Annotated in this window: 14 protein-coding genes; 11 read left to right on the top strand and 3 right to left on the bottom strand. The window is 71.8% G+C overall.

The features are described 5' to 3' along the window. Window positions 1–6: 6 nt before the first annotated feature. Window positions 7–651 carry an HAD family hydrolase gene (locus KBX26_RS27505; protein ID WP_030337281.1) on the top strand — a complete coding sequence of 215 codons (645 nt, stop codon included), beginning with the start codon at window positions 7–9 and terminating at the stop codon, window positions 649–651. A gap of 178 nt (window positions 652–829) precedes the next feature. Continuing rightward, on the top strand, window positions 830–1762 hold the full coding sequence (locus KBX26_RS27500; protein ID WP_030337279.1) for a serine protein kinase RIO: 933 nt from the start codon (window positions 830–832) through the stop codon (window positions 1760–1762). Window positions 1763–1806: 44 nt separating this feature from the next. Here KBX26_RS27500 and KBX26_RS27495 read toward each other — a convergent pair whose 3' ends face one another. Beyond that, window positions 1807–2055, bottom strand: coding sequence for a DUF2630 family protein (locus KBX26_RS27495; RefSeq protein WP_030337278.1), 249 nt, complete (start codon window positions 2053–2055; stop codon window positions 1807–1809). Between the two features lie 431 nt (window positions 2056–2486). On the opposite strand from KBX26_RS27495, the gene KBX26_RS27490 reads away from it, so the two are divergent. The 9 genes from KBX26_RS27490 to KBX26_RS27450 all read left to right on the top strand — a co-directional run bounded on the left by KBX26_RS27490 (window position 2487) and on the right by KBX26_RS27450 (window position 12208). Then, complete coding sequence (locus KBX26_RS27490) at window positions 2487–3824, top strand: cytochrome P450 (RefSeq protein WP_210866748.1); 1338 nt, start codon at window positions 2487–2489, stop codon at window positions 3822–3824. Further along, complete coding sequence (locus tag KBX26_RS27485) at window positions 3821–4738, top strand: terpene synthase family protein (protein WP_210866727.1); 918 nt, start codon at window positions 3821–3823, stop codon at window positions 4736–4738. The genes KBX26_RS27490 and KBX26_RS27485 overlap by 4 nt, the downstream gene beginning before the upstream one ends. Further along, window positions 4731–6347, top strand: coding sequence for a prenyltransferase/squalene oxidase repeat-containing protein (locus tag KBX26_RS27480; RefSeq protein WP_210866726.1), 1617 nt, complete (start codon window positions 4731–4733; stop codon window positions 6345–6347). Before KBX26_RS27485 ends, KBX26_RS27480 begins: the two co-directional genes overlap by 8 nt. 124 nt (window positions 6348–6471) lie before the next feature. Further along, window positions 6472–9030 carry a nitrate- and nitrite sensing domain-containing protein gene (locus KBX26_RS27475; RefSeq protein WP_030337270.1) on the top strand — a complete coding sequence of 853 codons (2559 nt, stop codon included), beginning with the start codon at window positions 6472–6474 and terminating at the stop codon, window positions 9028–9030. Window positions 9031–9120: 90 nt separating this feature from the next. Further along, on the top strand, window positions 9121–9543 hold the full coding sequence (locus KBX26_RS27470; RefSeq protein ID WP_030337269.1) for a roadblock/LC7 domain-containing protein: 423 nt from the start codon (window positions 9121–9123) through the stop codon (window positions 9541–9543). 5 nt (window positions 9544–9548) lie between these two features. Next, window positions 9549–9935, top strand: coding sequence for a DUF742 domain-containing protein (locus tag KBX26_RS27465; RefSeq protein ID WP_030337267.1), 387 nt, complete (start codon window positions 9549–9551; stop codon window positions 9933–9935). Next, on the top strand, window positions 9916–10527 hold the full coding sequence (locus KBX26_RS27460; RefSeq protein ID WP_030337265.1) for an ATP/GTP-binding protein: 612 nt from the start codon (window positions 9916–9918) through the stop codon (window positions 10525–10527). Before KBX26_RS27465 ends, KBX26_RS27460 begins: the two co-directional genes overlap by 20 nt. Window positions 10528–10613: 86 nt before the next feature. Continuing rightward, window positions 10614–10949: a YciI family protein gene (locus tag KBX26_RS27455; protein WP_030337264.1), complete on the top strand. Its 336-nt coding sequence runs from the start codon at window positions 10614–10616 to the stop codon at window positions 10947–10949. 5 nt (window positions 10950–10954) lie between these two features. Further along, window positions 10955–12208 carry an RNA polymerase sigma factor gene (locus KBX26_RS27450; protein ID WP_374224335.1) on the top strand — a complete coding sequence of 418 codons (1254 nt, stop codon included), beginning with the start codon at window positions 10955–10957 and terminating at the stop codon, window positions 12206–12208. Between the two features lie 100 nt (window positions 12209–12308). On the opposite strand, the gene KBX26_RS27445 is transcribed toward KBX26_RS27450, so the two are convergent. After that, window positions 12309–12683 carry a type II toxin-antitoxin system VapC family toxin gene (locus KBX26_RS27445; protein ID WP_210866725.1) on the bottom strand — a complete coding sequence of 125 codons (375 nt, stop codon included), beginning with the start codon at window positions 12681–12683 and terminating at the stop codon, window positions 12309–12311. After that, window positions 12680–12937, bottom strand: a complete 258-nt coding sequence (locus KBX26_RS27440; protein WP_210866724.1) for a type II toxin-antitoxin system Phd/YefM family antitoxin — start codon at window positions 12935–12937, stop codon at window positions 12680–12682. Before KBX26_RS27440 ends, KBX26_RS27445 begins: the two co-directional genes overlap by 4 nt. Between the last annotated feature and the right edge of the window lie 59 nt (window positions 12938–12996).

The raw sequence follows: 12996 nt of genomic DNA, 5'->3' as shown, positions 1-12996 counted from the left end.
GCCCGAGTGCCACTGCTCCTGCTGGACCTGGACAACACCCTGCTGGATCGGGCCGGGCCGTTCCGCCGCTGGGGTGAGCGCTTCCTGGACAGCATCGGCGCGCCCCACACCGACATCGACTGGCTGGTCTCCATCGACGCCGACGGCCTGACCGACCGCTGGGACCTCGCCGACGCCATCCGGGACCGCTACGAGCTGCGCATTCCCTCGATCGACCTGGTGGAGGAGCTGCACGACGGGGTGGTGGCGCAGACCCGGCTCGACCCGCTGACCGCCTGCGCGCTGCGGATCGCCGACGACGCCGGCTGGGTGCCGGTGGTGGTCTGCAACGGCACCGTACGCGTCGAGGACGCCAAGATTCGCCGGACCGGGCTGGACCAGTACGTCGCCGACTGGGTGATCTCCGAAGAGGCCGGCGTCAGCAAGCCCAACCCGAGAATCTTCGCGCTCGCCGCCCAACGGGTGCGGATGCCGCTGCGCGGGTCGTGGGTGATCGGCGACAGCCCGGAGGCGGACATCGGCGGCGCTGCGGCCGTCGGGCTGCCCAGCGTCTGGCTGCACCGTGGGCGCACCTGGTCGGACGTCCGGTTCGCGCCGAGCCGCACCGTGGACGGGTTGATCGCCGCGGTCGCCACCGTCCTCGCCCGCTGAGGGTTCGCGCACTGGGCTCGGTTATTCGGTTGACCGGTCGCCGTGCTGCGACGAGCATTGTCCGCGCATCGTGCGTCCCGGGTGTGTGCCCGGTCGAGGAGAGGGGGTCGGTCATGGCCGTCTTCGCAGGTCGCTTCCAGCTGCCTATCTCAGCCTCGACCAAGGGAACCTCACCACAGTGCGCGATCATGATCTTCCGGCGCTTGAGCGCCGAACCCGCGGCAAGAGCCGCTTCGACGACGACGAACCGCAGTTTCTGAAGCGCGGGCGGCCCACCGAGCCGCTCGCGGACCCGGACAGCGAGCCCGACCCGGACACCGGCGAGCGCTGGTCGTCCTGGGACGACGCCGTGCACGGGCCGCAGCCGCACCCGGCCTGGCTGGTCACCGAACTGGCCGCCAAGGACACCGAGCTGGGTGTGCTGAAGACCGGCAAGGAGGCGGACGTCCACCTGGTCCGTCGGGCGGTGCCCGACACCGACCGGTCCTGTCTGCTGGCGGTGAAGCGCTACCGCGATCCCGAGCACCGGCTGTTCCACCGCGATGCCGGTTACCTGGAGGGCCGTCGGGTGCGCCGGTCCCGGGAGAACCGGGCGATGGCCGGCCGGACGGCGTTCGGCCGGCAGATGATCGCCGGGCAGTGGGCGGCGGCCGAGTTCGCCGCGCTGAGCCGGCTCTGGGAGATCGGCGCCGGCCACGACCGGATCGCCGTGCCGTACCCGGTGCAGTTGCGGGGCACCGAGTTGATGCTGGAGTTCGTCGGTGACGCCGAGTCGGGGGAGGCGGCGCCGCGACTGGCCCAACTGCGTCCCGGCCCGGCCGAGCTGAGTGACCTGTGGGCCCAGTTGGTGGAGGCGCTGCGGGTGCTGGCTCGGGCCGGCTACGCGCACGGCGACCTGTCGCCGTACAACCTGCTCGTGCACCAGGGGCGGCTGGTCGTGATCGACCTGCCGCAGGTGGTCGACGTGGTGGCGAACCCGCAGGGGCCGGAGTTCCTGGCCCGCGACGTGCGGGTGGTCGCCGCCTGGTTCGCGGCCCGGGGCCTCCCGGGCGAGCAGGCCGACAGCGGTCGGTTGACCGGAGAGCTGCTGCGCGAGGCGGGCCTGCGCTGACCGGAGCGGGGCGGGCGACCCGGTCGCCCCACCCGCCGCGCTGGCTATTGCAGGTAGCGCTCCACCTCGGGCTTGGGGCGTTCGCCCTGGGCGTCCGGGTCGCCGTGGGTGTCCCGGGCGGCCCGCCGACGGCGCAGCAGGTCCCAGCACTGGTCGAGGGACTCCTCCAGGGCGCGCAGGCGCTCGCTGGCCTCGCCCTCGGTGCCCGACTCGTGGGCCTGGGCCTCGGCCCGCAGCTTGTGCTCCTCGTCGACCAACTCGGAGATCCGGTTCAGGATGGTCTTGTCGTCCATGCCCCAGAGCCTGGCACAGGGTGCCGGGCGTCGCCCGGATTCGGGGGTACCGGTGCGTTCCGGGTCACTGACCGGCACCGACCGGGCCGGCCTCGCCGGGCTGGTGCCGGTGCCGCAGGGACCGCCTCGGCGGGCCCGGGCCGTGGCGCCCCGCGTACCGGCCTTATCGTCCTGCTGAGTGTCCACTCAGGATTCACCAAAACGAAAATATCGACGCCGGTAGGTTTGTGTAGACGGAAATTGCGCTGTCCGCAAGTCTGGAGGTACCCCTCGTTTGGTGAGATGCTTCCCGTCGGCCCAGAAGGTGAAAGTTTCATCAGCCTGTCCGACCGAAGTGGATCGCTGCGGTCGACGGGACGACGAGGAGACGTGGTTCGATGTCGCAGGTGTCCGAGGCGCGCTCCGCCACCGTCAGCACCGAGCCCCGGACGATCCCGGCACGACGCGCGCTGCCCGCGCTGGTCCGTGATCCGCTGGGCGCGCTCGTCGACTTCGCGGATGCCGCCGGCGGTGAGGTCGTCCGGCTCAACCTCGGCTCGTTCCGCCCCTACCTGGTCAGCCATCCTGAGCACCTGCAACGCGTCCTGCGCGACAACGTTGCCAACTACATCCGGGACGGCGACGGGCTGCTCTGGCGACCCGTTCGCCGGATCGTCGGTGACGCCATCCTGGTCGCCGAGGGTGCGGTCTGGGAGTCCAGCCGAGGCGCGCTGCAGCCGTTGTTCACCGCCAAGCGGGCCGAGACGCTCGTCGACAAGATGGCCGAGGCGATCAACGAGGCGGTCGACGAGTGGCTCGAACCGGCCCGCACCGGTCGCCCGATCGACGGCGGCGCCGAACTGACCCGGATCGTCCTGCGTACCACCATGCGGGTGCTCTTCGCCGACCGGATCTCGGTCCCCGACGCGCTGCGGATCAGCGCCGCGCTGGACACCCTCACCACCGCGATGCTCCCGCGACTGGTGATGCCCGCCGTGCCGTACGCGGTGCCGATGCCCCGCGACCGGCAGTTCCGCGAGGCGGTGCGCACCATCGACGAGGTGGTGCTGCCGATCATCCGGCAGGCCCGGGCCCACCCCACCGACGGCGACGACATCATCTCCACCCTCTGCCGGCCGCGCGCCGACGGCAGCGAACCCGACGAGTACGCGATCCGCGGCGACGTGGTCGCGATGTTCTCCACCGCCACCGAGACCACCATCGCCCTGCTCTCCTGGCTGTGGCCGGTGCTGGCGTCCCGCCCCGACGTGGCCGAGCGGATGACCGACGAGATCGAGCAGGTGGTCGGCGCCGAACGGGTCGGCCGCGAGCACCTGCCCCAACTGCGCTACGGCCGGATGGTGCTCGACGAGATGCTGCGGCTCTACCCGGCGGGTTGGATGATCCCGCGCACCGCGGTCGGCGACGACATGCTCGGCGGGGTGCGGATCAAGGCCGGCGGCACCGTGCTGGTCAGCCCGTACGTGACCCAGCGGATGTCGACGTTCTGGGACAACCCGTCGCTCTTCGACCCGGAGCGGTTCGCGCCGGAGCTGCCCCGGCGGCGTTACCGGTACTCCTACTTCCCGTTCGGCGGGGGCCCGCACCAGTGCCTCGGGCAGTACCTGTTCCTGCTGGAGGCCCAACTCATCGTCAGCACCGTGCTGAGCCGCTACCGCTTCCGGCTGCGCGAACCGGTGGGCCTCACCCCTCGGATGGGTGCCTCCCTGCAACCCAAGCAGCGTGCCGAGGTCATCCTCACCGCGGTCGAGCGCCCGGCCGCATCGTGACCGAGACCCCGCGACCGGCACCGGCAGCTCATGACGCGATCGCCGAGCAGGGGCGGGTGTGCGCGCTCGCCGTGCGGGGCGTACGCGACCTGCAGGAAGTTACCGCCGACCATCCCGAGCTGTTCGACGCCGCGCCGTTCGACCCGGCGCTGCTCAGCTCGGTGGCCACCACCGTCGCCTTCATCGCACCCTGGCACAGTGCCGCCGAACTGCGGATCACCACCCGTACCGTGCTCTGGGTCTTCGCCACCGACTGGCAGGTCGACTACCTCGCCCGGTCCGTCGACGACATCCGGAAGGTGGTGACCGACTGCCTCGCGGTGGCCGACGGCGCCACGCCGGCACCCGGGCGGCACCTGGCCCGGCTGCTGGCCGACCTGCGCGACGAGCTGGCCACCGTGCCGGCGTTCGCCCGGCTGCGCCCGATCTGGCGCGACGAGCTGGCCCGGATGCTCGCCGCCATGGCCCGGGAGTGGGACTGGAAGAACCTGCCGACCGACCCGACCACCGGGCGACGCCTGCCGGACCTGGACCGCTACCTGGACAACGCCGACAACTCCGGCAGCTCCTTCGTCAACGTCACCCACTGGATCGCCACCGGCGACGAGAAGACCCTCGCCCAGTTGACCGACCTGCTGGACGCCGGACGTGGCGTGCAGCGGGTGCTGCGGCTGGTCAACGACCTCGCCACCCAGGGGCGCGACGCCGAGTGGGGTGACCTGAACGCCCTCTCGCTGGTCGACGACCCGGCGCAGGTGCACGACCGACTGGCCGAGCTGACCGCCCGGTCCCGGGGGGACCTGGCCGCCCTCGCCGAGCGGTGCCCCCGCCAGGCGGATTACCTCAACCGGCAGATCTCCTTCACCGGCGGCTTCTACCAGCTGTCGGACTTCTGGGGGGTGCGTGATGAGTGACGGTGCCACCCGGGTGTTCGTCGACGCGGCGGCCGCGGCCGACCCGGTCGCCGACGCCGCCCGCGAGCTGATCGCCGGGCTCGGCCTGCGGCCGTGGGGGCAGGTCGCCGCCTCGGTGTACGAGACCGGCCGGCTGGTCGCCGTCGCTCCCTGGCTGACCGGGCACCACCAGCGGATCGCGTTCCTGGTGCGCAGCCAACGCCCGGACGGGGCGTGGGGCCCACCCGAGGGGTACGCGCTGGCGCCGACGCTGAGCGCAACCGACGCGTTGCTCGCCGCGCTGGCCGACGGCCGGACCGGAACGGAGCTGCTCGCCCCGGTGGCCGGTGGGCTCGGCGCGCTCGCCGACATGCTGCTCCGCGCCGACGCCCGGACGCTGCCGGACACCCCCGCGTTGGACCTCATCGTTCCGGCGCTGGTCGACACGATCAACGACCGGCTCGCCGGGCTGGAGCGGGCGGTCGCCGACCGGCTGCCCCGCCCGCCGTTGCCGCTGCCCGCCGGGTTGCACCGGGACCGGCTGCGCGCGGTGCGGTCCGCGGTGGCCGCCGGAGCGACGCTGCCACCGAAGGTGGCCCACTTCTACGAGCTGCTGGACGCGGTACCGGCCGACGCCGGCCCCACCCTCACCGCGGTTGGCGCCTCACCCGCGGCGACCGCGGCCTGGCTGACCGCCGTCGGGCCGGCCGCCGGCCCCGCCGCGCACGCCTTCCTGCGGACGTTGATCCGTGACGGGGGTGGCCCGGTGCCCTGCCCGGCACCGATCACCGTCTTCGAGCGAGCGTGGGTGCTGAGCGGCCTGCGCCGCGCCGGCATCGCCGTCAACCCGCCGGCCTCCGTGCTGGAGAGCCTGACCGCCGCCACCGCCGGCCAGGGCATCGCCACCGGTGACGGTCTGCCGACCGACGCCGACACCACGTCGGTGTCCCTCGACGCGTTGGCCCGGCTCGGCCATCCGGCGGACCCGGCCAGCCTGTGGGCGTACGAGACGGCCGACGGTTTCTGCACCTGGCCGGGGGAGGACGGCTTCTCGGTCACCACCAACGCCCATGTGCTGGACGCTTTCGGCCAGCACCTGACCCGGCAGCCGGGCGCGGACGCGCGCTACCGCCGGGCCGTCGACCGGCTGAGCTCGGTGCTGGCCGGGCATCAGCGCGCGGACGGCGCCTGGCAGGACCGGTGGCACGCCTCGCCGTACTACGCCACTGCCTGTTGCGTGCTGGCGCTCGCCGAGTTCGGGCGCGGTGCGGCCGCCGCCGAGGCGGTGGACCGGGCTGCTGGCTGGGTGCTGAACAGCCAGCGCCCGGACGGCTCGTGGGGGCGGTGGGACGGCACCGCCGAGGAGACCGCGTACGCCCTGCAGGTGCTGTTGGCGGTGCCGACGACGGTGCCCCGGGTCGACGACGCGGTCGCCCGTGGGCACGCCTACCTGCACGAATCCGCCACCCGGGACCACCGTCCACTGTGGTATGGCAAAGAGCTGTACTGTCCGACAGTGATCGTTCGCGCGGCGGTGCTCGCCGCCTGCCGGTTGGCCACCGATCGGGTCTCCGGCGTGGACCGATCGGTGGTGGATTGCGGTTACCAGGCTACAAAAACAACAACTTGAGGGGTTGTGTGGACACTGCTAGCGTACGCAGAGCCTCAGCCCCGGATGCCCCACCATGGTGGGACGTCGCCCCCTCTGATCATTCGTTGATGAGCTGAGTCAACGCCCGGCCTGGGACGGTTCAATGCGTTCTCGCGGTACGAGTATCCGCACCAAGGTTGTCGCCCTGCTGCTCTCCCTGGTCGCGCTGTGGATGTTCGCGGCCTGGGTGACCCTGCGCGACGGCTTCAACCTGCTCGGTGTCCAGGTGATCAACAGCAAGGTCTACGCGCCGACCGAGCCGTTGTTGCAGGAGCTCCAGTTGGAGCGGCGGCTAACCCAGGCGTACCTGAGCAACCCCGAGGCCGCGCAGCGGACGGCGCTCGAAGCCGAGCAGCGCAAGAGCGCGGGGCTGGCCGCCGACTTCGCCGACTCGGTGCGTGACTGGCAGGTCGACATCGCCGGCAGTTCCGCACTGGACACGCAGCTCGGTCTGACGATCGCTCAGGTCAACGCGTTGGAGCAGACCCGCGCCGAGGTGCTGGACCGCAAGATCGACCGGGTCGCCGCCGCCGAGGCGTACACCTCCGCGATCGAGTCGATCTTCCAGATCTACGACGTGACCGGCAGCCTGGACGACAAGCAGATCGCCGGCGAGGCGGCAGCCCTGATCCAGCTCAACCGGATGAAGGAGCTGATCTCCCAAGAGGACGCGCTGCTCAGCGGGCTCTTCGGCAACGGCCGGATGAGCGGGCCGGAGTACGCCCGCTACGTCAGCCTGGTCGCCGCCGAGCGGTTCCTCGGCGACGAGGTCCGGACCCGCCTCGCCGACGCCGACGAGCGCCGCTTCCGGCAGCTCGTCAGCGGGGAGGCGTTCACCAGACTGCGCGCCGTACAGGACAGCATCATCCGCGAGGGCCGGCCGTCGACCCAGCTACCGATCGGCGCCGAGCAGTGGCGGGGCACCGTCGAGCCGGCGTTGACCGAGGTGAACGACGCCGTCACCGCCGGCGGTGAGGGCATCGTTGATCGAGCCACCGGCGTGGCCGTGATGGTCGTCGTCCGACTGGTGCTCGCCACCGGTCTGGGTCTGCTCGCCGTCATCGCCTCCGTCGTCATCTCGATCACCACCGCGCGGAACCTGCTGCGCCAGCTGGACCGGCTGCGGGAGGCCGCCTGGCAGCTCGCCGACGAACGGCTGCCCCGGGTGGTGGAGCGGCTCGGGCGCGGCGAGGAGGTCGACGTGGCCACCGAGGCGCCCCCGCTGGAATTCGGCACCGACGAGATCGGGCAGGTCGGTAAGGCGTTCAACGCCGTTCAGGAGACCGCGCTGCGGACCGCCGTCGAGCAGGCCGACCTGCGTCGCAACGTCCGCGAGGTCTTCCTCAGCCTGGCCCGACGCACGCAGGCACTCGTACACCGTCAGCTCACCCTGCTCGACGCGATGGAGCGCCGCGAACACGACGCGGAGGAGCTGGAGGACCTGTTCCGGGTCGACCACCTGGCCACCCGGATGCGACGCAACGCGGAAAACCTGATCGTGCTCTCCGGCTCCACCCCCGGTCGGGCCTGGCGGCGCAACGTCCCGATGGTCGACGTGGTGCGCGGCGCCGTGGCCGAGGTGGAGGACTACACCCGGGTCAACGTGCTGCCGCTCGGGCCGGTCTCGCTCGCCGGCCGCGCGGTCGGCGACGTCATCCACCTGCTGGCCGAGCTGATCGAGAACGGCCTGTCGTTCTCCCCGCCACACACGACCGTCGAGGTCCGCGGCCAGCTGGTCTCCAACGGGTTCGCCCTCGAGATCGAGGACCGGGGCCTCGGCATGAGCGAGGAGGACCTGGCCGCGGCGAACCACCGGATCGTCGACCAGTCCGAGCTGAACCTCGCCAACGCCGCCCGCCTCGGGCTCTACGTGGTGAGCCGGCTGACCGAACGGCACGGCGTGCGGGTCCGGCTCAAGGAGTCCGCGTACGGGGGCACCACGGCGGTCGTGCTGATCCCGCTGGAGCTGGTCACCGAGGCCGACGCCTCCCCGGAGGACTCGGGCTCGTTCCGGGCCGGTTCGGCCATCCCGATGCCGTCGACGCCGGCCGCGGAGAGCGGCAGCCCAACCTCGCTCGCACCGGTCGCCCTCGCCGCACCGACGACCACCGCGCCGGACGTGGCCGCGACGTCGTCGGCGCCGACGCCAACCGACACCACCACCCCGACGTCGGACGAGGAGGCCGAGGCGGACACCGTTCTCCCCACCCGACAGCGGACCACCCCGACGACCGGCACACCCGACCTGCCCACCCGCGCCCGGCGCGGCCCGGGTCAGCCAGCCCTGGAAGCCCCGACCGTGCCCACCGGCCTGCCCGCCGTCGAGCGCACCCGCCCGGAGACCCGCGACGCGGAGTCGGTCGCGGCTGGTGACGGTGGCCCGGTGCCCGCCCGCGCCGACGCGGAGCGGACCGACTCCGGCCTGCCCGTCCGGGTCCGACAGGCGAACATCGTTCCCGAGTTGCGAGACGACCCGGCGATGTCGGAGACCGACGACGAGGATGTGGTGCGCCCACCGGAGCAGGTCCGCCGGATGATGAGTTCCTACCAGACCGGCACCCGGCGTGGGCGAACCGACGCGGCTCGGCTGCTCGGCGGCGCCTCCGGCGCCCCGGCGGCGACGCCGTCCGAGCCGACCGACGAGGATCCACAAGCGACCTGACCGAGCACCGATGACGCGGGTTCCCGCGCGGTGTGACGGTCAAGCCCCAAACGAACACGGCGCACAGCCGGGCGAGAAGAGGACGACGAAGTGACCCAGAAGACGGCTTCGAGCGCCGACCTGACGTGGTTGCTGGATGACCTGGTGGGCCGGGTGAAGCAGGCCGAACACGCGGTCGCGCTCTCCACCGACGGCCTCTTGATGGCCTCCTCCCAGGGGTTGAGCCGAGACGACGGCGAGCACCTCGCGGCGATGGCGGCCGGCATCCAGAGCCTCGCCCGAGGCGCCGGCAAGCGTTTCGGTGGCGGGCAGGTGCAGCAGACCATCATCGAGATGCAGTCGTCGTTCCTGTTCGTCACCGCGGCCGGCCGCAACGCCTGCCTGGCGGTGCTGGCCACCGAGGACGCCGACGTCGGTCTGATCGCCTACGAGATGGCGATGCTGGTCACCCGCGTCGGCAAGTACGTCGCATCACCATCGCGTGGCACTGATCAGCAGGTCGGCGAGAGGTAACGGCGATGACGGTCCAGGGGGAGTCCGCAGACCATCAGTGGGTGGATGACCATGCGGGTCCGGTGGTGCGCCCGTACGCGGTGACGCGCGGTCGGGCCCGCCCGGTCACCGGCACATTCGACCTGATCTCCCTGGTCACGGCGACCCGAGCCGAGGTCACGCCCGAGGTGGGTCTCGGCCCCGAGCATTTGGCGATCGTCGGGCTGTGCCAACGCATACAGTCCGTCGCCGAGATCGCCGCCCATCTCGACCTGCCGGTGGGCACCATCCGGGTGCTCCTCGGTGATCTGGCAGCCCGCAGCCTGGTGCAGGTCCGCGAGCCGCAGACCACGGCCGGTCTTCCCGACAACAGCATCTTCGAGGCGGTAATCAATGGACTACGGGCACTCTGACCGGCCGGCGGGAGCGACGCCACTGCCCACCGCGATCAAGATTCTGGTCGCGGGCGGCTTCGGCGTGGGCAAGACGACCATGGTTGGCGCGGTCAGCGAAACCCGGCCGTTGCGGACCGAGGAGGTGCTGACGGAGTCGGGGGTCGGCATCGACGACCTCTCCGGTGTGGAAGGCAAGACCACCACCACCGTGGCCATGGACTTCGGCCGGATCACCATCAGCGACGACCTGGTGCTGTACCTGTTCGGCACTCCGGGACAGGACCGGTTCTGGTTCGTCTGGGACGAGTTGGCGTTGGGGGCGATCGGCGCCGTGGTGCTGGCCGACACCCGCCGGCTCGCCGACTGCTTCCCCTCGATCGACTACTTCGAGGGTCGCGGCACGCCCTTCGTGGTGGCGGTGAACTGCTTCCAGGGCGCGCGGACGTACCGGCTCGACGAGGTGCAGGCCGCGCTGAACCTGGACCCGGGCGTGCCGGTGCTGCTCTGCGACGCCCGGCAGCGTGAGTCCAGCAAGGAGGTGCTCGTCACGCTGATGGAGCACGCCATGAAGACCCGCGAGGCCCGCCGCCGCGCCGCCAGCGGAGACTGACCCGAGGTTTTTCGGGGGAGGGTGTCCGGAACGCTGTCGGCCGATCGTCATGCTGGTGATACCCCGAGAAACAAGGGAGCGACCAGATGAAGTTCATGATGTTCGTGTGCAGCGACGCCGAGCCGGACACCGACCCCACCGAGTTGCCCGACATCCACAAGTGGGTAGCGGAGAACGACTCACGGGGTCGCCGCCTGACCGGCGACGCGCTGGCGCCGACCAGCGCGGCCACCACCGTCCGGGTTCGCGGCGGTGAACTGCTCGTCTCCGAGGGCCCGTTCGCGGAGACCGCCGAGGTGATCGTGGGCTTCGACCTGCTCGACTGCGCCGACCTGGACGAGGCGATCGAGGTGGCCCGCACGCACCCGATGGCCCGCGAGGGGCGGCTGGAACTGCGCCCGTTCGCGGACCTACCCGACTGACGACGATGTTCACCTCGCCGCGCCGGCCGATGCCTACCCAGGCCCCCGCCGGCGCGGCGGCGGCCGGCGCGGGCCCCCGCGTCGAGGCGTACCCCCGGATCGTCGCGACCCTGATCCGGGTGACCGGGGACTGGTCGTTGGCCGAGGACTGTGCCCAGGAGTCGTTGACCGCCGCGCTGGAGCGCTGGCCCGCCGACGGTGTGCCCGCCAACCCGGGCGGCTGGCTGATGACGGTGGCGCGTAACCGGGCGATCGACGTGCTGCGCCGCGCCACCGTGGAACGACGCAAGCTGCACGACCTGGCGTTGCTCACGCCGGATGAGGCGTCGCCGGAGCCGGAGGTGGGCCAGGACGTGGTGGACGACCGGCTGCGGCTCATCTTCACCTGCTGCCATCCGGCGCTCGCGATCGAGGCCCGGGTGGCGTTGACGTTGCGAACGGTCTGCGGCGTGCCGACCGCCGACATCGCCCGCCTCCTGCTGGTCAGCGAGTCGACGATGACCCGCCGGTTGACCCGGGCCCGCACCCGCATCACCCAGGCGGGCATCCCGTACCGGGTGCCGAGCGGGCCGGCGCTGACCGAGCGACTACCCGGCGTCCTCGCCGTGCTGTACCTGCTGTTCACCCGGGGCTACGTCGCCGACGGCGAACCGGCGTTCGCCGACGAGGCGGTCCGGCTGGCCCGGCTGCTCGACCGGCTGATGCCCGAGCAGTCCGAGGTCGCCGCGCTGCTGGCGCTGTTCCTGTTCCACCACTCCCGTCGGGATGCCCGCCGCGACGCCGCCGGCACCCTGCTCACCCTGCACCGGCAGGACCGCGACCGGTGGGACCGCGCCGCCATCGCCGAGGGCCTGGCCACCCTCGATCGGGTACGCCACGACGGGCCGTACGCGTGGCAGGCCCGGATCGCCGCCTGCCACGCCACCGCCGTCTCGGTCGACGACACCGACTGGCCGACGATCGCGCGGGCCTACGACGCGCTGGCCGACCTCCGCCCCTCGCCGGTGATCGCGCTCAACCGCGCGGTAGCGCACGGGTACGCGTACGGGCCGGCCGTGGGGCTGGCCCTGCTCGACGCGGCACGAGCCGGGGGCGGACTGGGCGGCTATCCGCTCGCCGTGGCGGTGGAGGCCGACCTGGTGGCCCGGCAGGGTGACCGGTTGCGCGCGGCCAGCCTGTTCCGGGAGGCGGCGGCGGCGGTCGGCTCGACCGCCGAGCGCCGTGCCCTGCTCGGCCGGGCTGACGAACTGGCCGGGTAGGCCGGTGGGGTCCAGCCGGGCCCGGCCAGCACCAGGAATCGGGTCCAGACCGCGAGGCCCTGGTCGACCGGGCCGACGACCTCATCCGCGAGGTTGACAGTCACGCCACAAGGATCGGTACGTCGTACTTGTGGATGCGGTCGTTCCGGGTGACCAGGGTCAGCCCCTCGTGCAGGGCCTGCGCGACAAGCATCCGGTCGAAAGGGTCCCGGTGGATCGCCGGCAGCCGACCAGCCGCGATGGCGTGATCGTGGAGGATCGGGAGTTCCCGCAGTTCGGCGTCACGAATCCGTTCGGCGAGGTCGGCAGGGCCGGCCAACTTGCCCAGCGACTGTTTGATCGCGACCTCCCACAGCGTGACCGGGCTCAGATACACATCGGGTTCGGCGTCGATGCGGTCCTTGACGTCCGTGGCGAGCCCCGGGTCGTCGGTCAACCACCAGAGCACCACGTGCGTGTCGAGCAAGAGCCTCATCCGGACAGCCCGAAGTCGCGAGCAACCTCGTCGTTGACCTCGTCGGAATCCCAGTCTCCGGTGAGATCCAGCGCACCGCGCAGAGAGCCGCGACCAGTGCGTGTCGTACGACGAAGAGGAATGACTTTGGCAACCGGGTTACCGGCCCGACAGATCACGATTTCCTCGCCGTGCTCGACCCGTTCGATGATGCGTGACAGGTTCGTCTTCGCATCGTGGATGTTGAACTGTGCCGCAGCTTCACCGGCCACCATGACACCTCCTTAGCTAAGAGGTTAGCCCGGGGCGGGGTGTCGGGACGGGAACGACGCAG

It is taken from the genome of Micromonospora sp. C97, assembly GCF_018070385.1.
Taxonomy (GTDB): Bacteria; Actinomycetota; Actinomycetes; order Mycobacteriales; family Micromonosporaceae; genus Micromonospora; species Micromonospora parva.
The sequence above is the reverse complement of the archived record's forward strand: the minus strand, read 5'-3'. Positions and strand labels throughout refer to the sequence as shown.